The sequence below is a fragment of the Bradyrhizobium icense genome (assembly GCF_001693385.1).
Lineage (GTDB): Bacteria > Pseudomonadota > Alphaproteobacteria > Rhizobiales > Xanthobacteraceae > Bradyrhizobium > Bradyrhizobium icense.
In genome coordinates, this window is record NZ_CP016428.1 from 424,043 (window position 1) to 447,347 (window position 23,305).

A 23,305-nucleotide genomic window follows, 5' to 3' on the forward strand; every position below is an offset into this window, starting at 1 on the left:
TTGCGTTCGCCGGCACGCTCGGGATCATACGGCACCGCCGCACAGAGAGGCGCCGCTGCCTGCCGTGCAGCTTTCGCAATCGCGGCGATGGCTATCTTAAGTGCCTGCGAACAAAATACTTTTGTTCCGCCTCCGCCGCCGAAGGTCGAAGTCGCGGTGCCGGTGCAGCGGCCCTTCACGCGCTATCTGGAAGCGACCGGCAACACGACGGCGATCAAGAATGTCGATCTGGTCGCGCGTGTGCAGGGCTTTCTGCAATCGATCAACTACAAGGACGGCGCCTTCGTGAAGGAGGGCACATCCCTGTTCACGATCGAGCCCGATACCTACAAGCTGAAGCTCGAACAGGCGCAGGCGGCGGAAACCGGCGCGCAGGCATCGCTGCGACAGGCAGAGGCGGACTTCAAGCGCCAGCAGGAATTGGTCCAGCGACAAGCCGTTTCGCAGGCCACGCTGGATACTTCCACTTCTAACCGCGACAACGCGCAGGCCAACCTGCTGCAGGCGCAGGTCAATACCAAGATTGCAGCGGTCAATTACGGTTATACCAATGTAGTCGCGCCGTTCGACGGTGTCGTCAGCGCCCATCTCGTCTCTATAGGCGAACTGGTCGGCGCGTCGTCGCCGACGCAGCTCGCCACCATCGTGGCGCTCGACCCGATCTACGTGAATTTCAACGTCAACGAACAGGACGTGCTGCGGATCCGTGAGGAAGCCCGCCGGCGCGGCATGACGCCTGACGATATCAGGCAGTTACCGGTCGAGGTCGGATTGCAGACCGAGACCGGCTTTCCGCACAAGGGCAAGCTCGACTATGCTGCCACGACGCTGAACCAGTCGACCGGTACCCTTCCGGTGCGTGGCGTGCTGCCCAACGCAGACCGCGCGCTGCTGCCGGGATTCTTCGTCCGGGTCCGCGTGCCAGTGGATCAGGTGCAGAACGCGCTGTTCGTGCCTGACGTCGCGCTCGGCAGCGATCAGGCCGGACGCTACGTGCTGGTCGTGAACGGCGAAAATGTCGTCGAGCAGCGCAAGGTGCGCGTCGGCCCGCTGGACGGTGAGCTGCGCGTTATCGAGGAAGGCCTGAAGCCCGACGACCGCGTGATCACCACCGGGCTGTTGCGCGCGATCCCCGGCCAGAAGGTCGATCCGCAACTGAAAATAGTCGAAGCGCAGCCGGCGTCGGCCAGGTAGGAGCCGGCCATGATCTCAAAATTTTTCATCGAGCGGCCGGTTCTTTCCAACGTCATCGCGATCCTGATGATCCTGATCGGCGGCGTCAGCCTGTTCCGGCTTGCGGTCGCGCAATACCCGGATGTCGTGCCGCCCACGGTGCAGGTCACCACCCGCTATCCCGGCGCCAGCGCCAAAACCGTGATCGACACGGTGGCGCTGCCGATCGAGCAGCAGGTCAATGGCGTCGAGGATATGCTCTACATGCAGTCCTACAGCGGCGCCGACGGCTCCTATTCGCTGACGGTGACTTTCAAGATCGGCACCGATCTCAACTTCGCGCAGGTGCTGGTGCAGAACCGGGTGTCGAGCGCGCTGTCGCAACTGCCGCAATCGGTGCAGAACCAGGGCGTCACTGTGCAGAAGAGGTCGACGGCGATCCTGCTGTTCGTGACGTTGACGTCGCCGAAAGCGACCTACGACAGTCTGTTCCTGAGCAATTTCGCCACGATCAACATTCGCGACGAGCTCTCGCGCCTGCCCGGCGTCGGCAACGTCACCGTGTTCGGCGCCGGCCAGTATTCGATGCGGGTCTGGCTCGATCCGAACAAGCTGCAGGCGCGCAACCTGATGCCGCAGGACGTGATTTCGGCGATCCAGCAACAGAGCCAGCAGGTCACCGCGGGCCAGGTCGGCGCGCCACCGGCGCCTGCAGGGCAGGCTTTCCAGTACACGCTGAACGTCAGCGGGCGGCTCGACGACACCAGCGAGTTCGAGAACGTGATCGTCAAGACCGGCAACAGCGGCGATGTCACCCGTGTGCGTGACGTCGGCTGGGTGGAGCTGGGCGCCCAGACCTACAGCCAGATGTTCTCGCTCAACAACAAGCCGGCCACCGGCATCGGCGTGTTCCAGTCGCCGGGCGCCAACGCGCTCGAAGTCGAGCAGGCGGTTCAGAGAAAAATGGCGGAGTTGGCGAAGGGATTTCCGCAGGACATCAAGTACGACACGCCGTTCGACACCACCAAGTTCGTCTCCGAATCGATCAATGAGGTCTACAAGACGCTGGTCGAGGCCGGCTTGCTCGTGCTGATCGTGATCCTGATCTTCCTGCAGGACTGGCGCGCCATGCTGGTGCCGGCGACGACGGTGCCGGTGACCATCATCGGTGCGTTCGCGGCGATGGCGGCGCTCGGTTTCACGGTCAACATCTCGACGCTGTTTGCGATCGTACTGGCGATCGGCATCGTGGTCGACGACGCCATCGTCGTGGTCGAAGGCGCGGCCCATAATATCGAGAAGGGAATGTCCGGCCATGACGCCGCGATCAGCGCGATGGACGCGCTGTTTGCGCCGATCATCGGCATTACGCTGGTGCTGATCTCGGTATTCTTGCCCTCTGCGTTCCTGCCGGGACTGACCGGGCGGATGTACGCGCAGTTCGCGCTGGTCATTGCCGCCACCGCGCTGCTCAGCGCCATTAATGCGGCGACGCTGAAGCCGACGCAGTGCGCGTTGTGGCTACGCCGGCCGGCGCCCCCGGAGCAGCGCAACTTTTTCTATCGCGGCTTCAATAGGGTCTATAACCGGCTCGATGCCTGGTATGGCCGGCTGATCGGCCGGCTGGTCGCGCACAGCAACATATCTGTCATCTGCGCGTTGATCCTGATCGCAATCGGTGGTTACGGCCTGTCGCGGGTGCCGACCGGCTTTATCCCGATCGAGGACCAGGGCTATCTGCTGGTGGCCGTGCAACTGCCCGACGGCGCGTCGCTGGATCGAACCCAGCGCGTGCTAACGCGGGTCAGCGACATCAGTGGAAAGACCGCGGGCGTCGAGCAGGTGATCACCATCGCCGGCATTTCCGCGCTCGACAATTCCTCCAGCCTCGCCAATGCGGGCGTGGCCTATCTGATCCTGAAGGAGTGGAGCGCGCGCGGCGAAGGCGAGGACCTGCGATCGCTGTTCGTCGGCCTGAACGAGAAGCTGTCCGTCATCGAGGAGGCGCGGATCCTGGTGGTGCCGCCGCCGCCGATCCAGGGCATCGGCAATGCCGCCGGCTTTGCGATGCAGGTGCAGCTCCGCGACGGCAATTCCGATTTCAGCAAGCTGCAAGCGATTACCGGGGCCGTCGTTTCCAATGCGTCGACGCAGAGCGCGCTGCAGCGGGTCAGTTCGCCTTTCCGCTCGATGGTGCCGCAGTTCGACGTCGAGGTGGACCGGGTCAAGGCCCAGACCATGCATGTCACGACCGACCAGGTGTTCTCGACATTGTCGTCCTACATGGGGTCGAGCTACGTCAACCAGTTCAACAAGTTCGGCCGCACCTTCCAGGTCTACACGCAGGGCGATGCGCAATTCCGGCTGACGCCGCGCGACATCGAAAGGCTGACGGTGCGCAACAGCCAGGGCGACATGATCCCGCTCGGCGCGGTGGCGAAGATCACGCCGGCGGTCGGACCGTCGTTGATCAGCCTGTACAATCTCTATCCATCGGCAACCGTCATCGGGCTGCCGGCCACGGGTTACAGCTCCGGCCAGTCGATGAATCTGATGGAGGAGATCGCCGCCAAGACGCTGCCGGCGGGCACCGGCTTCGAGTGGACTGCGATGTCGTATCAGGAGAAGGTCGTCGGCGGGCAGATTTACTGGGCATTCGGCCTGGCACTGCTCTTAGTGTATCTCGTTCTGGCCGGGCAATATGAGAGCTGGTACGCGCCGGCCTCGGTCATTCTCGCGGTACCGCTGTCACTGCTCGGGCCGATGCTGGTTCTGAGCGGGCTAAGAATCGAGAACAACCTCTATACCCAGATCGGGATCATCCTCTTGATCGCGCTGTCGGCCAAGAACGCGATCCTGATCGTCGAGGTGGCGCTCGAACTCCACGTGCGCAACCGCAAGCCCTTGTTGGAATCCGCCGTCGAGGCAGCGCGCGCCCGCTTCCGTCCGATCCTGATGACGTCGTTCGCGTTCATCCTCGGCGTCGTGCCGCTGGTGCTCGCCACCGGCGCAGGAGCTAATGCGCGGAGGTCGATCGGCATCACCGTGTTTTCGGGCATGCTGGCGTCAACGTGCCTGGCGGTGCTGTTCGTGCCGACGTTCTTCGTCGTGATCCAGCGGTTCGAGAACTGGCTGAAGGAGCGGAAGGCGAAGAAGGCGGGCGGCGTGCAGGCGGCGCCACAAACGACGGGTGCGGGGCACTAGCGACGTCGTCCCGGCCAAGCGAAGCGCGAGCCGGGACCCATCATCACCGCATGTGGTTTGGCGACGAGCTGGAACTCCAGCTCGCTATAACCATGAAAGCATAACCATGAAAGCCTGTGGTTATGGGTCCCTGCGTTCGCAGGGACGACAGTTGATAGAACCAGGCCTACACCCTCACCATCCGCTTGCCGCGGTTCTCGCCGGCGAGCAAACCGATCAATGCCTTCGGCGTGTTCTCGATTCCCTCGATCACGTCCTCCTGCACCTTCAATTTGCCTGATGCGACCCAGGACTGCAGGTCGGCGAGCGCTGTGGCGCTCTGGTCCATGAAATCCATCACGATGAAGCCCTGCATGACGAGGCGCTTCACCACGAGCAGACCGGGCACGCCGCGCGGGCCGTGGGCCGACGGCACGCCGTCATATTGCGAGATCGCGCCGCAGCAGGCGATGCGGCCGCGGTTGTTCATCAGCGCAAGGCAGGCTTCGAGGATTTCGCCGCCGACATTGTCGAAGTACACGTCGATGCCCTTCGGTGCAGCGGCGCGCAGCGCCTTGAAGGTGGCGCCGTCCTTGTAATCGACGGCGGCGTCGAAGCCGAGCTCGGAAGTCAGCCACTTGCATTTCTCCTTGCCGCCGGCGATCCCGATGACGTTGCAACCCTTGATCTTGGCGATCTGCCCGACGATCGATCCGACGGAGCCGGCGGCAGCCGACACGACGACGGTTTCACCTTCCTTCGGCCTGCCGACATGCAACAGACCGAAATAGGCGGTGAGGCCGGCAATGCCATAGACGCTGAGCAGATGCGTCATGGGCTCCATCTTCGGCATCTTGTTCAGATGCTTTGCCGGCACGGCTGCATAGTCCTGCCAACCGGTGTCGCCGAACACGAGATCGCCTGGCGCGAGGCTTGGAGCCTTCGAGGCGATGACCTCCGCGATGCTGCCGCCGGCCATCACCGTGTTGGCTTCGACGGCGGCGCGATAGGTGGCGCCGTGCATCCACGCGCGGTTAGCGGCATCCAGCGAGATATAGCGCGTCCGCACCAGCGCCTCGCCATCCTTCGGCTCGGGAATGCTCCCGTTGACCATCTTGAAGTGCTCAAGTCCCAGCTTGCCGGTCGGTTTCTCGATCAGCAGAATCTGACGGTTGACGGTGTCGCTCATGACGTTCTCTCCCCTCGGTGTCGCATTCTGGCGCTCTTCGGATATGCTGATCGCAGACAAGCCGTTCGACTGCACGGATTGTGCGCCAGGTTCAGAAAAACTCCAAATCTTCCGCGTGGCCACCCTTTGCGACGGTCGCATATTCGATCGCCAGGAATAATCCGCCTGCGACGTATACTTTTCGCTTCTGCGCCCGAGCCATCTCCTGCGAGAGCCGCACCGCATCCGCGATTGTCGCGGCGACATGAACGTTCGCTTCGGGATTGCCGAGCCGCGCTGTCGCAGCGATGGCTTGCGCGTCGGCGCCCTTGTGATGCGCTGCCGTGCAGATGATGGTGTCAAATGAGGGCGCCAGCCCGCCGACGATCTGCTCGGCCTTTTTGTCGCGTGAGGCGCCGGTGACGAGAATCCAATCGTCGGCCCCATGGATTGCCGTGAGGCTCGCCAGGGATTGCCGGATGCCGTCCGGCGTGTGGCCGACGTCGATCACGGTGAGCGGGGCTTGCTGAATGATCTCGAGGCGGCCGGGCCATCGCGCGTCCCGCAGGCCAGAACGGATGGCGGCTTCGACCCGCTCGGGAGACTTGCGCGGCTGCTCGCGTTGCAGCCAGAGCAGGAACAGCGTTGTTGCGATGGCGGCGTTGTTGAACTGAAACGCGCCGGGCAGGCCCAACTGGATGCGGCGAAAATCATGATAGCCGAACTGGAAATCGACATGCTGCCCCGACGCGGATTGGGCCTCGTTGTCGACACTGATCTCGTCGCGGACGAACAGCGGGGTGCAGCCGCGCCAGCGGTTATACTCGACGAGATGCCGTCGCAGGTCGCGGCAGTTCTCACCATAGATAATCGTGCCGCCGGCGGCGCAGGCGTCGCTCTTGTCGGACGCGATCAGTTCGAGCGAGTTTCCGAGCAGTTCGATATGCTCGTAATCGACCGAAGTGACGCAGGTCTCGCGCGCGCCGATCAGGCGGACCGGATCGTAGCGTCCGCCGATGCCGGCTTCGAACACCGCGAAATCGCATTGGCTCTTCTGGAAGTGCAAGCAGGCGAGCGCGAACAGCGCCTCGAAAGCACCGAATTGTTCACCGCGGCGGCTCGATACGTCGGCGATCATGGCCTCGACCTGACGCTTTAGACGGGCGAGCGAGTCATCGTCGATTTCGACGTCGTCGACCTGTATCCGTTCGTTGAAACGAAACAGATGCGGCGACGCGAAGAGACCCGTGCGCAAACCGTAAGCGCGGCCGATTCGAGCGCACATCGCCGCGGTGCTGCCCTTGCCATTCGAGCCGGTCACCACCACCGATATGCGCCGCAACCGTGCGCGATCGACGGCCAGCATGTCCAACAGGTCCGCCATCCGCGCGAGGCAGATGCCATCGCCATATTTCGGCAGATCGAACACTACAGCAACCCCATGGCGGTGAAGGTGTGATGCCAGATTTTCAGGATCAAGTCGCCGCGATCGGAATCTTCCAATAGCCGGATTGACGGGTTGGAATTGACCTCGATGACTTGCATGGAATCAGGCTGGCCAGCGATATCGACGAACATGTCGATGGCAGCGACGCGAAGTCCGATCGCGCGCGCAGCCTGCCTCGCCAGCGTGACGGCCTGTTCGGACGGTGCGTCCACCAACGCCATCGTGCCGCCGGCGCTCAGATTCATGCGTCCGGGGATCTCGCGGCGTTCTCCCTTCGCCGGCACGGCATCGAGCGATGGATCGCCGGTCGGCAGTGAAGCGGGTGACAGCCCGCGGGCACGCAGGGCATCGTTGTGGGCGGCAAGCAGTGCACGCATGGTGTGCACGCCGTCGCCTGCGATCGACGGCGGATATTTTCGCGCGCAATAGAGCGCGTCATCGTCGAGCAGGAAGACGCGATACTCTGTGCCATCAATGATCGGCTGGATCAGGACCGCGTCGTAATATTTCGCCACGTCACCGAGATGGCGAACGAGCGCCGCTTCGCCGTGAACGGCTTGCGCGAAATCGCCGCGCGACCCCGTGAGCGGCTTGACGAAGGCCGATCCACCCAATGCCTTGAAGCATGCAATCGCGTCGCTGCGCTCATGGCCCGCCGGGCGATGGGCGCGGTGGCGGTCGTGCAGGAAGAAATATTCACCCGCGAGAGCCGGCACGCCGGCGTTTCGCAGAATCTTGCTTGCGAAATGTTTGTCGGACGCCAGCGTCGAAGCGGTGGCGTTGTTCTGCGGATACCAGGAGCAGCGGCCGGAGCCGAAATGGACCAGCCTGTCGCGCGAAGCGACGCTGAAGATCAACCCCGATCCGCCGTCGAGGTCGCGAAACGCCAGTCCGAATTCGGCGCAGGCAAATTCCGCATAGACCGCCTGGTCCGGATAGAAGCCTGGTTTTCCCTTTCGAAACTCAGTTGGGCTTCGCATGCGATCTCTTTTGAAACGTTCTTAATTCTACGTAGTCTTTTATTGCCAGATCGGCGCCGAATTCAGCAAGTTAATTGCGCGAGAAAGCATTAACGAAGCCGATCGAACCTTTTTGCAAAATGGACCGACAGCCATTCCGAGTTCTCAATTGTGCTGCAGGTCATATTGACTATGTGTCTCCTGTGCGCAAATGAAGCGCCAAATTGCCGATGATTTCGCTGATTTTTGGCACTTCGAGGCCCGAAGACCGAAACGTTCTACACCGAGACGTCAGGAAAAATGAAAACACATGAGCGCGTTCTATAGAGAGAAGGTTCTTTCCGTTCGCCACTGGACCGATACGCTTTTCAGCTTCCGGGCCACCCGCGATTCCGGTTTCCGCTTCCAGAACGGCCAGTTCGCGATGATCGGCCTCGAAGTCGAGGGCCGGCCGCTACTGCGCGCCTACAGCATGGCGAGCGCCAATCACGAGGAAGAACTCGAATTCTTCTCCATCAAGGTCGCGGACGGGCCGCTGACCTCGAAACTGCAAAAGATCCGCGAAGGCGACGAGATTCTGGTCGGCCGCAAGGCGACCGGCACGCTGATCACCGACAATCTGATTCCGGGCAAGCGCCTGCTGCTGCTCTCGACCGGCACGGGACTGGCGCCGTTCGCCAGCCTGATCAAGGATCCCGACGTCTATGAGCGGTTCGAGACCATCGTGCTCGTGCACGGTTGCCGTCAGGTTTCCGAACTTGCTTACGGTGAAGAACTGGTCGCCAAGCTGCGCGACGACGAGCTGTTCGGGCCGCTGTTGTCGGAGAAGCTCCTGTATTATCCGACCGTGACCCGCGAGCCGTTCCGCAATCGCGGCCGTATCACCGACCTGATCTCATCCGAGCAGTTGTTCAACGACATCCATCAGTCGCCGCTCGATATCGAGACCGATCGCATCATGATGTGCGGCAGCCCGGCCATGCTGGAAGAGCTGAAGCAGATGTTCGAATCCGGCGGCTTCATCGAAGGCAGCGGCAACACGCCCGGCCATTTCGTGATCGAAAAAGCGTTCGTCGAGCGCTGATTCCATCGCAGCCTTGTCCATTGTCGTCCCGGCCTTGAGCCGGGACCCGGCCACCAATGCATGTAATGAGCCGCGTTGGGACCGCCCCCGACACGACGATTGGCGTTTGTGGTTATGGATCCGCGTTCGCAGGGACGACGTCTGATACATCGTCGTTCGCGGCCCAGTAGCCCGCCCCGGTCCCCCGCTGCTATGATTGCTCCCGAACGTCTCGCGGCGTGCGACGATGAAGGAGTGTGTGCGTGCCGGTGCGTGATGAAATTGGTCCCGGGAAGACCGCCTTCGTGTTCGCAGGCGGTGGCAGCTTCGGCGCCATTCAGGTCGGCATGCTGCATTCGCTTGCCGCCCACGGTGTCGCCGCCGACATGGTGGTCGGCTGCAGCGTCGGGGCACTGAACGGCGCATTCTACGCCGGCGATCCCACGCTTGATGGCGTGCATCGGCTCGCCGCCATCTGGCGCGGGCTGCAGCGGCACGACGTCTTTCCGATGAGCTGGCGGACGGTGCTGGGCTTTCTGTGGCGCCGCGATTTCCTGATTCCGCACGACGGCATCCGCCGGCTGATCGACGATCACATCAGCTATCGCAATCTCGAGGAGGCGAAGCTGCCGGTCCATATCGTTGCGACCGACATCATCTCCGGCGACAGCGTGGTGCTGTCGGAAGGCTCCACCGCAGAAGCGATCGTGGCCTCGACCGCAATTCCGGGCGCTTTCTCGCCGATCCGCTACAAGGACAGCTATCTCGCGGACGGCGCGATCTCCAGCAACACGCCGATCCAGGTCGCGGTGAAGAAGGGTGCAAAGCGCCTTATCATTCTGCCGACCGGGCATGCCTGTGCGAACCAGGCGCCGCCGGTCGGCGCCGTTGCCAACGCGCTGCATGCGCTGACGCTCCTGATCGCGCGGCAACTGGTCAGCGAGCTCGAAACGCTGGCGCCCGATATCGAGTATTTCGTGGTGCCGCCGCTATGCCCGCTGGTGGGCTCGCCCTATGATTTCTCGCGAACCGCCGATCATATCGACCGCGCGATTCTCTCCACCGACGCGTGGCTGGCCCAGCACGGCCTGCAGCAGGGCAGGATTCCGCATGAGATGCGGTTGCACAGCCACTGAGGAGCCGCCGACTCGCGTCGCGCTGCACTGCAAAAGCGGGTCGACCAAACCCGCAAATATTTCCGCCACGCGTTGTCACATCGGCGATTGTCGGCCCGTATATCGTATGGGCTTGCCGCATCGGTTGGACTAAGCTGCCGGCCGGCAAGAATAATTTGGGGTGAGAGGGTTCCATGGAAACGCTGCTGCTTCCGTTCTCGCCACGCTACATCGTGCTGACGATCTGCGCCGTCGTAACCGCCTTGCTGATCGGCATCGGGATTTTCGACCAGAACCTCAAGGTATGGGAGTTGCTGCTGGTGCCGATTGCGGTCTTCGGCGCGCTCACCTTGCTCGGCATCCGCGACCTCCTGCAAAAGAATCACGCGGTTTTGCGCAACTATCCGATCTCAGCGCATATTCGTTTCCTGCTCGAGGAAATCCGCCCGGAGATGCGGCAATACTTCTTCGAGAGCGAAAAGGACGGCATGCCGTTCTCCCGCGATACCCGCGCTCTGGTTTATCAGCGCGCCAAGATGCAGCTCGACAAGCGGCCGTTCGGCACCCAGGAGGACGTCTATCGCGAGGGTTACGAATGGATGCATCATTCGGTGGCGCCGAAGGCCCGTGGCGCCGCGGAATTCCGCGTCACCGTCGGCGGCCCGGATTGCACCAAATCGTATTCGGCATCGGTCTTCAACATCTCGGCGATGAGTTTCGGCGCGCTCAGCCCCAACGCCGTGCGCGCGTTGAACATTGGCGCCAAGAAGGGCGGCTTCGCGCATGACACCGGCGAGGGCGGCGTCAGTCCCTATCATCGCGAAAACGGCGGCGATCTCATCTGGGAGATCGGTTCCGGCTATTTCGGCTGCCGCAACCGCGATGGCTCGTTCAACCCGGAGGAATTCGCCCGCGTCGCGGCCGACGACCAGATCAAGATGGTCGAACTCAAGATCAGCCAGGGCGCCAAGCCCGGACATGGCGGTGTGCTGCCGGCAGCCAAGGTGTCGGAGGAGATCGCCAAGATCAGGGGCGTCGCAATGGGCGAGGATTGCATTTCGCCGGCCACTCACGGCGCGTTCTCGACACCACTGCAGATGATGGCATTCATCGGCGAGATGCGCAGGCTGTCGGGTGGCAAGCCGGCCGGATTCAAGATGTGTATCGGCCACCCCTGGGAATTCCTGGCGATCTGCAAGGCGATGCTGGAGACCGGCATCTATCCGGACTTCATCGTCGTCGACGGCAATGAAGGTGGCACCGGCGCGGCGCCGTTGGAGTTCATGGATCATCTGGGCATGCCGATGCGCGAGGGCGTCAGTTTCGTCCACAACGCGTTGATCGGCATCAATGCGCGCGACCGCATCAAGATCGGCGCCGCCGGCAAGATCGCGACCGCCTTCGACATGGCACGTGCCATGGCAATCGGCGCCGATTGGTGCAATTCGGCGCGCGGATTCATGTTCGCGCTGGGCTGCATCCAGTCCTTGAGCTGCCACACCGATCGCTGTCCGACCGGCGTGTCCACGCAGGATCCTACCCGCGCCCGCGCGCTGGTGGTGCCACTCAAGACCGAGCGGGTCTACATGTACCATCACGCCACCCTGCATGCGCTGTCGGAGCTTCTCGCCGCCGCCGGCCTCGACCACCCGAAGCAGCTCCGGCCAATCCACTTCTCGAAGCGAACGTCGAGCACAGAGGTCATGTCATTCGCGAAACTCTATCCGTCGCTGCGTCCGGGCGAATTGATCGAAGGCACGCAGGATCCGCGATTCCGCGATGCATGGGCGATGGCGCGCGCAGATTCGTTCCAGGCGGCGGGATAAAATCCCAGCGGTCTTCCCGCCGCGCCTCCGCGGCGCTGGGATTGGCGCGCGATACGCTGTTGGCTCTCTTCTATCGCCTGGTCGGCGCGGAGGAAGGGAGCGCGGCCGGGAGAATTCGCAGTCTCAAAGGCGAATGCCGAATTTGGAGAGCATCCAGGCGGTGAGGAAGTAAAGGGCAATCGTCACCGCGCAGCCGGCGGCGAGGCTGGGCCAGAAGCCCACGCCCGCCCTGAGCAGCGCCGGCAATATCAGGAACAGCGGTAGCGACGGCAGCACGAACCAGAAGGTCGATTCAGCGACACCGGCAATGCGTTCTGCATCGCCGGTGTCGTGCCAGAGCCACAGGAAGCTCAGCAGCGAAAGCAGCGGCAGCGACACGATGAGCGCAGCGAATGCCGGGCTTCGCTTGGCGATTTCCGACACCGCCGCGATGATGATGCCGGACAGGGCGCATTTGATCACGAAATAGAGCATGGGGTGCCTCAAGGGGCACTAGAACTCTCCGTGCAGCCTGCCGGAGAACACATGGACCGGGCCGCGATCGGCATTGTAGGCGGGATTGGTGACGAACTGGTAGTCCGCCGTCAGCGTGATCTGCTTGGTGAGCGCGAAAGCGTAATAGGTTTCGAGGATGCGTTCCTTGCGGTAATTGAGCTGGCCGTCGCCGATCAGCGGGCCGAGCCCGTCGGCGGCGAGGAAGTCGCGATGATCGCGCGACAGCGCGTTGATCGCGCCGGCGATTCCGATCGTGTCGTCGGGCCTGCCCCATGCGGTGCCCCTGATCGAGGTGCCGAGCGAGAGCGAGGCGTCGATGTCGGTGAACGACATGATCTCGGTCTTGCCGTCGTTCCAGCTCCAGCGGCCGAACAGGCCGATATCCTCCGTGATCGACTGCTCGACGTTGACGACGTAGCCGTATTTGGGGCGGCCCGTGCGCGTCAGCGAGATGTCCATATTGAGCGCTGGATCGTTCAGCGTCTCACGATAGCTGCCGGAATTGGCGCTGCTCACCCAGCCGATGGTGCGCAGCTTGCCGGGGCGTGAGAACAGCGAATAACGCGTCTCCAGTTCGACCACGTACTGGCCGCGCCGGAAGACCTGGGTGTCGAAATTGTTGGAATTGGAAACCGCGCCCATCATGAAGTAGCCGCCGCGCAACGCCCATTGCTTCTGGTTGAGTTCGGCGGTCACGCCGTAGGTCAGGCCGAGCCTGTCGGCGGCATAGTCGAAGGCACCGGGTGCCCAGATCGACCAGTTCATGAAATCACGGCGGGTGTCCTTGGCGTAGGAATTACCGTCAAAGACGTCGCCGACCGAGAACTTGCCGGCCTGCAGCGTCAACCTGTTGACGTCGACCTTGCCGGCAAGCTGCTGCTGCGCGCTGGCAAGCTCCTCCTGCTCGCCGCCGAAGCCGAAAGTCTGGCGCACGAACAGCCGCGAAGTGTTGTAGTGCGGATAGGGGAAGTTCGATTTCTGCGCCTCGCCACTGCTGAATCCGGCCAGGCCGACCGTATCGCTCAGGCCGAAGCCCTGCAGCAGTTCGGGATTGTAGTAGACCTCGCCGCCTTCCCAGAGCCGGGCGTTCAGAAACAGGCTGTTGCTCCAGGTCGCCTGTGCCTGTCGTGCGGGCGTCAGGCTGTTGGTGCCGGTGTAGGGCGCGCGGAAGGCCGGATAGCCCTGGCCGAGATAGGTGCTCTGTCCATGGATTTCCCAGCGGTCGGATTCGGTATCGGTCAGCTCGGTCTTCGGTGACCAGCTTCTCGATCCAGGCCAGTCGACCTTGCGGTTGAGGCCGATGCGGATTTGTTGGACGTCGAGCGTTGAATTGTACTGCGCCCCCGAGCGGAAGCGGACATCTGCTTTGCCGAACTGCGCATAGAGATATTCAAGCCGTACGCTCCAGTGCGGCGCGAATGCGTATTCCAGTCCAGCGCCCGCAGCCCAGCCCGGGCGGACGTTGATATGCTTCTCCTCGACGTCGACGCCGGCTGGCGTATTGAGAAATCGTTCGCCGGCGAAGGTGAAACCTGCGGTGGCGTAGGCCAGCCACGGCCCGCTTGTATAGCCAACGCGGCCGCGCATCGTGCCAAAATAGTCCCAGCGCTCTTCGAGATCAGAGCGCGCCGTCGCGAACTTGGCGACGACGTGATTGGACGGAAGATAGTTCGGAAAGGTCAGGTCGGCCTCGATGCCGAACAACAGGCCTGAGGAGTGGCGATAATTATAGCCTGCCTGCACGCCGCCGATCAGGCCGCTGACGACGCTGCTGGTCGTGGCGACGGTGGGATCGGCCAGCGTCGCGAACGACGAGCCACGGTGATAGCCGGTATGGCCGCCGATATAGAAGCCGCTCCAGTCGAACGCGGGCCGGAAATAGGGCGCCTTCAGCGGCATGTCGGCTGCCATCGCCGGGCTGCCAAGCGCCAGCGCGCCGAATGCTGCGCCGGCCAACGCATGTTCAAGGGGTCGGCGGTTGCGGTTCACAGTGCGGACGTTCTCGGTGCGACCCATGCTGTCGCTACTCGCCATCACGGCAGATTCGAATGCCTGCCGCCACCCAATTGAAGTCATGAACCCCGTCGCCCCCGATCGAATTCCCACGGTTCTTCCCGGTCAGCGCCAGATTGCCATTGCGAGTAATTCGCAACAGCAAGACGAGCGCGGAATAGCTGCGGTTTGATGACACCGTCGCGTGACGTGGTTGCAACATGGGCCGTTGGCGGCGCCGGTGCGGCCAGCGTTCGGACAGATCGCTGACACGTATTCGGAGACATGGCCGACACATTGCCTCGGGCCGCGGATCAGGAGGTTCACCCTCTCCCAAAAAGGTGACCCGCCCGGGGGGACTACCGGGCGGGTCGGGTTCGGCACGGGGGTGGATGAGGCGCCCGTGCCGGACGCAAATCCACGAGAAGCGTTTTCAGGGTCTGAAGCGGTTTGCTTGCAAAGAAATCGTTTCTCAAACCGCAACCAAGTCAGCCGCAGAAATCAGTAAGCGCAGGTCCGGACGCGGCCGATGTAATTGCCGAAAGCGTCGAACTGGCGAACCCAGCCGCAGCGGCGATAGCCGTCGTAGTAGTAGTGAGGACCCGAAGCTGCGATCGTGGTGCCGACGATGGCGGCGCCAACGAGGCCGGCTCCGAAACCCCAGTGCAGCGGCTTGGCCTGAGCCTGTGTGGCCATGCCGCCGGTAACGGCAAGGGTAGCGAGCGCGAGAGCGGCGAACTTGGTCTTGATCGACATGGAAGTCTCCATCCTGTGTTGAGCGGCCGTTGTGGTCCGCATGCCCAGTTGGACGGAGCGCCTTGGAGAGCGGTTCGAAAAGGCGTCTGGAAATATGGTTTCGTCGTTTATTTCTTCGATATTTCAGGTAGTTAGGAGAGTAAATCGCGATTCTATGCTTTACGAAGAAATAATTCCGGGTCGAATTTGTCGACGTCGTCGAGCAGTTCGCAGAATGCGCGCGCGCCGTGATCGAGCAGTCGCTCGCCCTTCTCCGCGGAGGCTTTGGTGGCGTCGCCGACCGCGCCGCTTTCGTGCAGGTCCTGCGCCTGCCACGCGAAGGGGACCGGCCGGTGCGCCGAGAGCCAACGGAACTTCTTCTCCATCGCAATGCTGGCGGGACGAAAATCAGCGATGGCTTCGTTGCGAACGGTGTGCGGATAGCGCGCCAGCATGATCGAGGTCTCGACCGCGCCGCCATGAATGCCGTGACGGAGCTCTTCCGCGGAAAACAATCCATCCGGCGCGCCGAAGCGCGACCAGCTCGTGGTGACCGCGAGAAGCCCGTGATGCGCGCGCAGATCCTGCGCGACCAGCGACATCGCCGCGCTGTTGCCGCCATGGCTCGTTACGATCACCAGCTTGCGGATGCCGGCTTGCGCAACGCGCTCGCCGATCGCCATCCACTCCTTCAATGCGACCTCGGTCGGCAGCGTCAGCGTGCCCGGATAGTCGATGTGCTCGGTGGAAATACCGACCGGCTGCAGCGGCAGAAAGGTGACGGGCAGCGCGACGGGCAACAGCTCGTGCACCCGCGCCAGATAGGCCTCGCCGATCAGGACGTCGGTTTCCAGCGGCAGATGCGGGCCGTGCTGTTCGGTCGCCGCCAGCGGCAGCACCGCGATCCAGCGCGCGGCGTCTGCGCTGGCGATGTCGGGCCAGTGGATCTTGGTCCAGTCGCGGGGCGGAACAGTTGAGGCCATCGAGCGAAGCGTTTCTTTGGATGAATTTGCAGGGTAGTTTGTTAGACAGTCGGGGGGACTGATCCGGTCGCTGGATCAAACCCTCGGAGACGTTGTCAACGTCCATAGCCTCCCATCATGGGCCAGAACGATCGACGGAGTCCAACCATGAACCCGGCCTTTTTGCTGCGAGCGTTAACCGCAGGTCTTCTGGCGCTGGCCGCAGGACTGATGCCGGCGCGCGCCGAGACCCTCGACAAGGTGTCGTTCGGAACCAACTGGGTGGCGGAGGCCGAGCATGGCGGCTTCTTCCAGGCGGTTGCCGACGGCACCTACAAGAAGTACGGCCTCGACGTTACCATCGTTCCCGGCGGGCCCAACACCAACAACCGCATCCTGCTGACCGCCGGCAAGCTCGACTTCTTCATGAGCGCGAACACGCTGCAATCGTTCGACGCGGTCGCCAATAACGTGCCGCTGATTGCGGTCGCCGCGATCTTCCAGAAGGATCCGCAGGTATTCCTCACCCATCCGGAAACCAGGATTGCAAAACTTGAAGATCTCAAGCCGCTGACGTTGCTGGTGTCCAAGGAAGGTGTCGCGAGCTATTTTCAGTGGCTGAAGTCCGAATATGGGTTCAGCGAGAGCAAGGTAAAACCCTACACCTTCAATCCGCAGCCTTTTATCGTGAACAAGCAGAGCGCGATGCAGGGCTATGTCACCTCCGAGCCCTACGCGGTCGAGAAGGCCGCAGGCTTCAAGCCCGGGGTGATCCTGCTCGCCGATCACGGCTTCAACGCCTATTCGACGCTGATCGAGACGCGCCGCGAGATCGTCGACAAGAAGCCGGATCTCGTGCAGCGCTTCGTCGACGCCTCCGTCATCGGCTGGTACAATTATCTCTACGGCGATAATTCAGCCGGCACGTGATGATCAAGAAGATGAATCCGGAAATGACCGACGAACTGCTGAGTTACTCCGTCGCCAAGATGAAGGAGTACGGCATCGTCGATTCCGGCGATACCTTGCGCGACGGCATCGGCGCCATGACCGACGCTCGCGTTGCGAGCTTCTTCGACAAGATGGTGCGAGCCGGCGTGGTTCGCCGCGATATCGATTATCGCCAAGCCTACACGCTGCGCTTCGTCAACAAGGCCGTCGGCCTCGATCTGCGGCCGAAGAACTGACGCACGATGGCCGAGCCCGCTTTGTCGGAGACGGATAGCGATGCGGCAGGCTTTGCAGTGCGTCTGCGCGCGGTAAGCAAGACCTATGACAACGGCGTGACCGCGCTCGGGCCGCTCGATCTCGATGTCGCAAAGGGCGACTTCGTCTCGCTGCTCGGGCCTTCCGGCTGCGGAAAATCCACCGCGCTCCGGTTGATCGCGGGGCTCGGCGCGCCGAGCGCAGGCACCGTGAACGTTTCCCATCGCGCCACCAAAATGGATGGGCGCCATCCCATCGGTTTTGTGTTTCAGGAGCCCACGCTGATGCCGTGGGCGAGCGTGCGCGATAACGTTCGCCTGCCGCTGAAGCTCGCGCACGCGGCGCCGGCCGAGGCCGACCGGCGCATCGAGGAGGCGCTGGCGCAGGTCGGCCTTGCTGAATTTGCGGATGCATACCCTCGCGAATTGTCGGGCGGCATGAAGATGCGGGTCTCGCTGGCGCGCGCGCTCGTCACCGATCCGGACATTCTGCTGCTGGACGAGCCGTTCGCGGCGCTCGACGAGATCACGCGTTTTCGGCTCAACAACGACCTGCTGGCGCTGTGGCGCAAGCTGCACAAGACCGTCATTTTCGTCACCCATTCGGTGTTCGAGTCGGTCTATCTGTCGCAGCGGGTGATCGTGCTGACGGCGCGTCCCGGGCGCATCCGCGCCGAGTTTCGCATCGCGACGGCGGAGCCGCGTGGGGAGGAGTTTCGTACCTCGGCCGACTATGCCGGCTATTGCCGCGAGGTCTCGAAAGCGCTGACACCTTCCTATTCCGGGCAGCGCAGCGCATGAGTTCCCTGCAGAACATCGGCCGCATGCTGCTTCCCGCTGCCGTGCTCGCGGCGGGCCTGGCGTTGTGGGAATTCGTCGTCCGCGTCAACGACATCCAGCCCTATGTGCTGCCGAGCCCGACGACCGTGTTTCAGACGCTCGTCAGCGACTGGCCGGTGCTGTCGGAATCGCTGGGCGTCACCTTGCTCACCACGCTGCAGGGTTTCATCGCCGCAGCCGTTGGCGGCGTCGCGCTGGCGCTAGTGTTCAACCAGTCGAAATGGCTGGAATATTCGCTGTTTCCCTATGCGGTGATCCTGCAGGTCACGCCGGTGATCGCAATTGCGCCGTTATTGCTGATCTATCTGCCGCAGCAGACCGCGGTCATTGTCTGCGCCTGGATCGTCGCCTTCTTTCCGGTTCTGTCCAACACCACGCTCGGGCTGAATTCGGTCGACCGCAATCTGGCCGGGCTGTTTCAGCTATACGGCGCGTCACGGCTGCAGACGCTGCGGTTCCTGAAATTGCCGGCGGCGTTGCCGCATATTCTCGGCGGATTGCGGATCGCCGGCGGCCTGTCGCTGATCGGCGCCGTGGTCGCGGAAATCGCGGCGGGCACGGCAGGCGCCGGCTCCGGCCTTGCCTTCCGGATCGCCGAGTCCGGTTATCGCCTCAACATTCCCCGAATGTTCGCGGCGTTGTTGTTGCTGTCGGTGGCCGGGATTGTCATCTATGGGCTGCTGGCGCTAGTTTCGCATCTGGTACTACGGCGCTGGCATGAGAGCGCGCTTGGAAAGGAAAATTGATGGCTGCCGCGAATATTTCGTCCGAGAAGATCGATCTGTTGATCTACGGACCTGTCAGGCCGATCCTGGAAAACGGTTTTTCGGATCAGTTCGTCCTGCATAGGGCGGAGAGCCGTGCCGACCTCGAGCGCTTGACATCAGATACGGTCGAAAAGATCCGCGGCATGGCGGTGACCTATCACACGGTGCCGGCGGACGCGAAGGCGCTGTCGCAGTTTGCTAAGCTTGAAATCGTCGCGAGCTTCGGCGTCGGCTACGACCACGTCGACTCGGCTTACGCGCGTGAGCACAATATCGTCGTCACCAACACGCCCGATGTGCTGACCGAAGAAGTCGCCGACGTCGCGATGGGGCTCCTGATCGCGACCTTGCGCGAATTCGTCAAGGCCGACCGCTATCTGCGCTCCGGCCTGTGGCAGGCCCAGAACTATCCCTTGAGCGCCGGTTCGCTCCGCGACCGCAAGATCGGGATCGTGGGCATGGGCCGCATCGGGCAGGCGATCGGTCGGCGGTTGGAGGCCTCCCGCGTTCCCGTGTCCTATCACTCGCGCAATCCGTCGTCCGCCGTCTCCTACAAGCACTATCCCGATCTGATGGAAATGGCGAAGGAGGTCGACACGCTGATCGTGATCGTGCCCGGCGGCGCCTCGACCGCCAAGATGATCAATGCCGACGTGTTGAAGGCGCTTGGGCCGCGGGGCGTTTTGATCAACGTGGCGCGCGGCTCCGTCGTCGACGAACCGGCGCTGGTCGCGGCGCTGAAATCCGGCACTATTCTTGCGGCCGGGCTCGACGTCTTCGCCAACGAGCCGAACGTGCCGGACGAGCTGAAGGCCATGCAGAATGTCGTGCTGTTGCCACATATCGGCTCAGCTTCGGTGGTAACACGCAACGCCATGGATCAGCTTGTCGTCGACAATCTGAAAAACTGGTTTGCCGGCAACGCGCCCTTGACGCCCGTTCCGGAAACCCCGGTGAAGGGACGCTGATGTCGCTTGCGCGTTCGGGCATCGCTGCGGCAGCGCTGACGGCGCTGCTTGCGCCTGCGCCGCAAGTTGCGGCGCAGGATGCCGCGGCGCTGAAGAAGGAAATGGTCGGGCAGTGGGAGCTTGCGACCACCGAACGCAGCAAGACGTGTGTCATCATGATGAAGGGCGATGCGACGCCGCAAGGGCTCAAGCTCGAGCTTGAGCCCGGCTGTGCCAAGGCATTGCCGTTCACGAAGGACATCACGTCCTGGAACATCAAGGGGCTGGATATCGTGCGGCTGCAGGATGCGGCAGGCCAGCCGGTAATCGACTTCACCGAAGTCGAGAGCGGCATTTTCGAAGGCCTGCGGAGCGGCGAGGGGGTCTATATCCTGCAGAACCTCGCTGCCGCCCGCTCGCTCGCCAAGTCGATGGACCAGATGATCGGGGACTGGTCGATGGTCCGCGGCAACGGCCAGACGGTCTGCGGCCTGACGCTGACCAATACCGAGGCGACCGGGGATAATTTCCAGGTGTTCCTGAAGCCGAAATGCGATCCGGCCGTTGTCGCGTTCGCGCCGAACCAGTGGCGGCTGGAGCGCGGACAGATGATCCTGATGTCGGCCAAAGGCGAAAGCTGGCAGTTCGAGGCCGACGATAATGCGCAGTGGCGGCGGGTGCCCGATACCGCCGATCCCCTGATCATGCTCCGGGGACAATAGGCGGTATCCCGGGGGCCGGATTTTTTTACAAGCGCATGTCGATCCGGCCGCGGCCGGATCGTCGTTCCCTGTAGCGAGACGGAATGGCCGGCCTGATGCCGCCAGCTCGCAGCACAGGAGTTGTTCATGCGCTTCATGTCCATCGTCACTTCCCCGCAACCGATGAAGGCCCCGACGCCCGCCCTGATGGAAGCGATGGGCAAGCTTGCCGAACGCGAAATCAAGGCCGGCCGGATGATCGACATGGGCGGGCTGACCCCGTTGCAGCAGGGGGCGCAGGTCAGAATCGAAGGCGGCAAGCTGAGGGTCACCGACGGCCCGTTCGTGGAGGCCAAGGAAGTGATCGGTGGCTACGCCATCTTCGAGTTCCGCGACAAGGCGGAAGCGCTCGCCATGGCCAAGGAGTTCATGCAGCTTCATCTCGACCACATGCCCGGCTGGGAAGGTACCTGCGAGCTGCGCGCCATGGCCGGCCACGGCCTGGAAACGACCTGCGGCGACGTCGAATCCCCCGCGCACGCCTGATGGCGCGGCGTAGCCGATCTGGTCGGCGGCGATGACGGCCGCCGACGTCCATCGCACCATCCTGGCGGTCTGGCGCATCGAACAGCCGCGCCTGATCACCGGGCTGTCGCGAATGCTGCGCGACGTTCCGTTGGCGGAGGATCTGACCCAGGAAGCGCTGGTCGCGGCGCTGGAGCATTGGCCCGTCAGCGGCGTCCCGGACAAGCCTGGGGCATGGCTGATGGCGCTGGCCAAACGCCGTGCGCTGGATCATCTGCGCCGCCGCAGCATGCTCGCGCGCAAGCATGAGATGCTGACGCGCGAGCTGGAGCAGGAGCAACTGGCGATGCCGAATCCGGACGCCGCACTCGATGACGATATCGGTGACGAGCTGCTGCGGTTGATCTTCACCGCCTGCCATCCGAGGTTGTCGCGCGAGGCCCGCGCGGCGCTGGCGCTCCGGATGATCTGCGGTCTGACCACGGAAGAGATCGCGCGCGCCTTCCTGCAGCCGGAGGCAACTATTGCCCAGCGCATCGTGCGCGCCAAGCGGACGCTGTCGGAATCCGGACTCGCCTACGAAACGCCACGCGGCGAGCAGCTTTCGGAACGGATCGCCTCGGTGCTGGAGGTCGTCTATCTCATCTTCAACGAAGGCTATACGGCCGCCCGCGGCGATGAATGGTTGCGGCCGCAGCTCTGCAACGACGCGCTGCGCATGGGCCGCGTGCTGACGCTGGTCGCGCCGCAGGAAGCCGAAGCCCACGGCCTGCTCGCACTGATGGAGCTGAATGCTTCGCGCACCGCGGCACGCACCGACGCGGCCGGCGATCCGATCCTCCTGATGGACCAGAACCGCGCGCTGTGGGACCGGCTTCAGATCCGCCGTGGGTTGCTGGCGCTGGTGCGGGCCTGCGAACTCGGCGGCGGGCGCGGCTTCTACACGCTGCAGGCCGCGATCGTTGCCTGTCACGCCAGAGCCGCCACGCCCGACGAAACGGAGTGGCCGCGTATCGCCGAACTCTACGCCAAATTGGGCGCGCTGGTGCGCTCGCCGATCATCGAACTCAACCGCGCCGTGGCGATCGGTATGGCCGAAGGGCCGGCGGCTGCGCTTGCGATCGTAGACGGATTGGCCGGCGAGCCCGCGCTGAAGAACTACCATCTCCTGCCAAGCGTCCGCGGCGACCTGCTCCGCAGGCTCGGCCGCGTTGCGGAAGCCCGCGCCGCGTTCGATCTCGCATCAACGCTTGCGACCAACAGGCGCGAACGCGAATTGTTGCGGCGGCGGGCCGCTGAGACGAGCAGTGGCGCGCCGGAGCCGTCCTGACGTCAGATGAACCGGAACTGCGACCGCTCGCGCCTGGCGAGTTTCGGAATCGCTTGCCCGAGAATGATGTTCTTGAAGTGGTCGGTCTGCTGATGCTCGGCAAAGGCCGCCTCGCCCGCGAATACCTCGTAAAAGAAGAACTCCCGCGGCTTTGCGATGTTCTGGTGAATCTGGAACTCTCTGACACCGGGCTCGCGCTGCGCCTGCGGCAGAAAATCCTTCAGAAGGTCCGCGACGATACCTTCTTCGCCCGAATTGACTTCCCAGAACGCAGTGACGACCAGGTTCTGGTTTGCGTTGTTTGTGGCAGCCATGGTGTTCTCCTGTGAAGCATTCAGCACGTTGCTCGTTTGAGCGGCGATGCGGATCACAATGGCTGATCTCTCGACAAGAATGCTTCGATGCTGGCCGAATGATGATGTCAATGTCGAAGCTGGAACCAGCTTGGCGCTGCGCGCGTTTCCGGTGATCACCTGCCTGGAGCAGCCTCATGGCCAAAAGGACCGTGCTCGCCATCGGTATCGAGCCTTCCCTGGTTGACTTCAGCGCCTTTCCGGGGCTCACGGCCGAACTCGTGACGAGCTATATTGGAGCTCAGCTCGAGCAGCTTCGCGCGATGGGCTATGAAGCCGATAGCTGCCTGATCGATCTCGGCGACACCGCCGAAGCCGTCGCGGCGGCGGCGCTGGGCGCAAAGCATTACGATTGCGTGGTGATCGGCGCCGGGCTGCGCGAGCCGCGAGAGCGGCTGCACTTGTTCGAGCGGATCATCAATCTGGTTCACCTCGCCGCGCCGCAAACGCGCATCTGCTTCAACACCACGCCGGCCGACACCGTCGAGGCGGTGCAACGATGGGTCGCGCCGTGAGCGC

The 23,305-nt window shown here is 63.0% G+C and carries 21 protein-coding genes and 1 pseudogene; 14 read left to right on the forward strand and 8 right to left on the reverse strand.

What is annotated here, in order from left to right:
- The first annotated feature begins 87 nt into the window (after positions 1 to 87).
- Positions 88 to 1,194, forward strand: coding sequence for an efflux RND transporter periplasmic adaptor subunit (locus LMTR13_RS02060; RefSeq protein WP_236843261.1), 1,107 nt, complete (start codon positions 88 to 90; stop codon positions 1,192 to 1,194).
- Positions 1,195 to 1,203: 9 nt separating this feature from the next.
- Positions 1,204 to 4,377 carry an efflux RND transporter permease subunit gene (locus LMTR13_RS02065; protein ID WP_065726473.1) on the forward strand — a complete coding sequence of 1,058 codons (3,174 nt, stop codon included), beginning with the start codon at positions 1,204 to 1,206 and terminating at the stop codon, positions 4,375 to 4,377.
- A gap of 166 nt (positions 4,378 to 4,543) precedes the next feature.
- Here the strand turns inward: LMTR13_RS02065 and LMTR13_RS02070 are convergent, their stop codons facing one another.
- The 3 genes from LMTR13_RS02070 to LMTR13_RS02080 all read right to left on the reverse strand — a co-directional run bounded on the left by LMTR13_RS02070 (position 4,544) and on the right by LMTR13_RS02080 (position 7,951).
- Entirely contained in the window at positions 4,544 to 5,545 is a 1,002-nt protein-coding gene (locus LMTR13_RS02070; protein ID WP_065726474.1) for an NADP-dependent oxidoreductase, read from the reverse strand.
- A 91-nt stretch (positions 5,546 to 5,636) separates the two neighbouring features.
- Complete coding sequence (locus LMTR13_RS02075; RefSeq protein ID WP_065726475.1) at positions 5,637 to 6,953, reverse strand: bifunctional folylpolyglutamate synthase/dihydrofolate synthase; 1,317 nt, start codon at positions 6,951 to 6,953, stop codon at positions 5,637 to 5,639.
- Complete coding sequence (locus LMTR13_RS02080; RefSeq protein ID WP_065726476.1) at positions 6,953 to 7,951, reverse strand: hypothetical protein; 999 nt, start codon at positions 7,949 to 7,951, stop codon at positions 6,953 to 6,955. Before LMTR13_RS02080 ends, LMTR13_RS02075 begins: the two co-directional genes overlap by 1 nt.
- A gap of 289 nt (positions 7,952 to 8,240) precedes the next feature.
- Between LMTR13_RS02080 and LMTR13_RS02085 the strand changes: the two genes are divergently transcribed.
- The 3 genes from LMTR13_RS02085 to LMTR13_RS02095 all read left to right on the forward strand — a co-directional run bounded on the left by LMTR13_RS02085 (position 8,241) and on the right by LMTR13_RS02095 (position 11,934).
- Entirely contained in the window at positions 8,241 to 9,014 is a 774-nt protein-coding gene (locus LMTR13_RS02085) for a ferredoxin--NADP reductase (RefSeq protein ID WP_065726477.1), read from the forward strand.
- 242 nt (positions 9,015 to 9,256) lie between these two features.
- Positions 9,257 to 10,129, forward strand: coding sequence for a patatin-like phospholipase family protein (locus LMTR13_RS02090; RefSeq protein WP_236843262.1), 873 nt, complete (start codon positions 9,257 to 9,259; stop codon positions 10,127 to 10,129).
- Between the two features lie 173 nt (positions 10,130 to 10,302).
- Positions 10,303 to 11,934: an FMN-binding glutamate synthase family protein gene (locus tag LMTR13_RS02095; RefSeq protein WP_065726478.1), complete on the forward strand. Its 1,632-nt coding sequence runs from the start codon at positions 10,303 to 10,305 to the stop codon at positions 11,932 to 11,934.
- 123 nt (positions 11,935 to 12,057) lie between these two features.
- Here LMTR13_RS02095 and LMTR13_RS02100 read toward each other — a convergent pair whose 3' ends face one another.
- Complete coding sequence (locus LMTR13_RS02100) at positions 12,058 to 12,408, reverse strand: DUF3147 family protein (protein WP_065726479.1); 351 nt, start codon at positions 12,406 to 12,408, stop codon at positions 12,058 to 12,060.
- 18 nt (positions 12,409 to 12,426) lie between these two features.
- Positions 12,427 to 14,340, reverse strand: coding sequence for a carbohydrate porin (locus tag LMTR13_RS02105; RefSeq protein WP_065732341.1), 1,914 nt, complete (start codon positions 14,338 to 14,340; stop codon positions 12,427 to 12,429).
- Between the two features lie 103 nt (positions 14,341 to 14,443).
- On the opposite strand from LMTR13_RS02105, the gene LMTR13_RS40185 reads away from it, so the two are divergent.
- Complete coding sequence (locus LMTR13_RS40185) at positions 14,444 to 14,614, forward strand: hypothetical protein (protein ID WP_156795390.1); 171 nt, start codon at positions 14,444 to 14,446, stop codon at positions 14,612 to 14,614.
- 308 nt (positions 14,615 to 14,922) lie between these two features.
- Here the strand turns inward: LMTR13_RS40185 and LMTR13_RS02110 are convergent, their stop codons facing one another.
- Entirely contained in the window at positions 14,923 to 15,177 is a 255-nt protein-coding gene (locus tag LMTR13_RS02110; RefSeq protein WP_065732342.1) for a hypothetical protein, read from the reverse strand.
- A gap of 152 nt (positions 15,178 to 15,329) precedes the next feature.
- The gene (locus LMTR13_RS02115; RefSeq protein WP_065726480.1) at positions 15,330 to 16,139 is read right to left on the reverse strand and encodes a creatininase family protein; all 810 of its coding nucleotides are present in this window, start codon (positions 16,137 to 16,139) and stop codon (positions 15,330 to 15,332) included.
- 147 nt (positions 16,140 to 16,286) lie between these two features.
- Between LMTR13_RS02115 and LMTR13_RS02120 the strand changes: the two are divergent.
- From LMTR13_RS02120 to LMTR13_RS02150, 7 genes and pseudogenes are all read left to right on the forward strand, one after another.
- Positions 16,287 to 17,305, forward strand: a pseudogene (locus tag LMTR13_RS02120) (ABC transporter substrate-binding protein).
- Between the two features lie 6 nt (positions 17,306 to 17,311).
- Positions 17,312 to 18,124 (forward strand): ABC transporter ATP-binding protein, encoded by an 813-nt coding sequence (locus tag LMTR13_RS02125; RefSeq protein WP_065726481.1) that lies wholly within the window; start codon positions 17,312 to 17,314, stop codon positions 18,122 to 18,124.
- The gene (locus LMTR13_RS02130; protein WP_065726482.1) at positions 18,121 to 18,909 is read left to right on the forward strand and encodes an ABC transporter permease; all 789 of its coding nucleotides are present in this window, start codon (positions 18,121 to 18,123) and stop codon (positions 18,907 to 18,909) included. The genes LMTR13_RS02125 and LMTR13_RS02130 overlap by 4 nt, the downstream gene beginning before the upstream one ends.
- Positions 18,909 to 19,898 (forward strand): 2-hydroxyacid dehydrogenase, encoded by a 990-nt coding sequence (locus tag LMTR13_RS02135; RefSeq protein ID WP_065726483.1) that lies wholly within the window; start codon positions 18,909 to 18,911, stop codon positions 19,896 to 19,898. Before LMTR13_RS02130 ends, LMTR13_RS02135 begins: the two co-directional genes overlap by 1 nt.
- Positions 19,898 to 20,599 carry an AprI/Inh family metalloprotease inhibitor gene (locus tag LMTR13_RS02140; RefSeq protein WP_065726484.1) on the forward strand — a complete coding sequence of 234 codons (702 nt, stop codon included), beginning with the start codon at positions 19,898 to 19,900 and terminating at the stop codon, positions 20,597 to 20,599. Before LMTR13_RS02135 ends, LMTR13_RS02140 begins: the two co-directional genes overlap by 1 nt.
- 126 nt (positions 20,600 to 20,725) lie before the next feature.
- A complete protein-coding gene (locus LMTR13_RS02145; RefSeq protein WP_065732343.1) occupies positions 20,726 to 21,124 on the forward strand; it encodes a YciI family protein in 399 nt (132 codons plus the stop codon).
- Between the two features lie 31 nt (positions 21,125 to 21,155).
- Positions 21,156 to 22,433, forward strand: coding sequence for an RNA polymerase sigma factor (locus tag LMTR13_RS02150; RefSeq protein ID WP_065726485.1), 1,278 nt, complete (start codon positions 21,156 to 21,158; stop codon positions 22,431 to 22,433).
- A 2-nt stretch (positions 22,434 to 22,435) separates the two neighbouring features.
- Here the strand turns inward: LMTR13_RS02150 and LMTR13_RS02155 are convergent, their stop codons facing one another.
- Positions 22,436 to 22,747 (reverse strand): putative quinol monooxygenase, encoded by a 312-nt coding sequence (locus LMTR13_RS02155; RefSeq protein WP_083219402.1) that lies wholly within the window; start codon positions 22,745 to 22,747, stop codon positions 22,436 to 22,438.
- A 176-nt stretch (positions 22,748 to 22,923) separates the two neighbouring features.
- Here LMTR13_RS02155 and LMTR13_RS02160 point away from each other — a divergent pair, with 176 nt between their 5' ends.
- The gene (locus LMTR13_RS02160) at positions 22,924 to 23,301 is read left to right on the forward strand and encodes a hypothetical protein (RefSeq protein ID WP_065726486.1); all 378 of its coding nucleotides are present in this window, start codon (positions 22,924 to 22,926) and stop codon (positions 23,299 to 23,301) included.
- Positions 23,302 to 23,305: the final 4 nt, after the last annotated feature.

Excerpts from the sequence above, each read along its gene's own strand:
- LMTR13_RS02060 (WP_236843261.1), top strand. The coding sequence starts at position 88 with ATGGCTATCTTAAGTGCCTGCGAACAAAATACTTTTGTTCCGCCTCCG.
- LMTR13_RS02065 (WP_065726473.1), top strand. The coding sequence starts at position 1,204 with ATGATCTCAAAATTTTTCATCGAGCGGCCGGTTCTTTCCAACGTCATC.
- LMTR13_RS02070 (WP_065726474.1), bottom strand. The coding sequence starts at position 5,545 with ATGAGCGACACCGTCAACCGTCAGATTCTGCTGATCGAGAAACCGACC.
- LMTR13_RS02080 (WP_065726476.1), bottom strand. The coding sequence starts at position 7,951 with ATGCGAAGCCCAACTGAGTTTCGAAAGGGAAAACCAGGCTTCTATCCG.
- LMTR13_RS02085 (WP_065726477.1), top strand. The coding sequence starts at position 8,241 with ATGAGCGCGTTCTATAGAGAGAAGGTTCTTTCCGTTCGCCACTGGACC.
- LMTR13_RS02095 (WP_065726478.1), top strand. The coding sequence starts at position 10,303 with ATGGAAACGCTGCTGCTTCCGTTCTCGCCACGCTACATCGTGCTGACG.
- LMTR13_RS02100 (WP_065726479.1), bottom strand. The coding sequence starts at position 12,408 with ATGCTCTATTTCGTGATCAAATGCGCCCTGTCCGGCATCATCATCGCG.
- LMTR13_RS02105 (WP_065732341.1), bottom strand. The coding sequence starts at position 14,340 with ATGGCAGCCGACATGCCGCTGAAGGCGCCCTATTTCCGGCCCGCGTTC.
- LMTR13_RS40185 (WP_156795390.1), top strand. The coding sequence starts at position 14,444 with ATGCTGTCGCTACTCGCCATCACGGCAGATTCGAATGCCTGCCGCCAC.
- LMTR13_RS02110 (WP_065732342.1), bottom strand. The coding sequence starts at position 15,177 with ATGTCGATCAAGACCAAGTTCGCCGCTCTCGCGCTCGCTACCCTTGCC.
- LMTR13_RS02115 (WP_065726480.1), bottom strand. The coding sequence starts at position 16,139 with ATGGCCTCAACTGTTCCGCCCCGCGACTGGACCAAGATCCACTGGCCC.
- LMTR13_RS02125 (WP_065726481.1), top strand. The coding sequence starts at position 17,312 with ATGGCCGAGCCCGCTTTGTCGGAGACGGATAGCGATGCGGCAGGCTTT.
- LMTR13_RS02130 (WP_065726482.1), top strand. The coding sequence starts at position 18,121 with ATGAGTTCCCTGCAGAACATCGGCCGCATGCTGCTTCCCGCTGCCGTG.
- LMTR13_RS02135 (WP_065726483.1), top strand. The coding sequence starts at position 18,909 with ATGGCTGCCGCGAATATTTCGTCCGAGAAGATCGATCTGTTGATCTAC.
- LMTR13_RS02140 (WP_065726484.1), top strand. The coding sequence starts at position 19,898 with ATGTCGCTTGCGCGTTCGGGCATCGCTGCGGCAGCGCTGACGGCGCTG.
- LMTR13_RS02145 (WP_065732343.1), top strand. The coding sequence starts at position 20,726 with ATGCGCTTCATGTCCATCGTCACTTCCCCGCAACCGATGAAGGCCCCG.
- LMTR13_RS02150 (WP_065726485.1), top strand. The coding sequence starts at position 21,156 with ATGACGGCCGCCGACGTCCATCGCACCATCCTGGCGGTCTGGCGCATC.
- LMTR13_RS02155 (WP_083219402.1), bottom strand. The coding sequence starts at position 22,747 with ATGGCTGCCACAAACAACGCAAACCAGAACCTGGTCGTCACTGCGTTC.
- LMTR13_RS02160 (WP_065726486.1), top strand. The coding sequence starts at position 22,924 with ATGGCCAAAAGGACCGTGCTCGCCATCGGTATCGAGCCTTCCCTGGTT.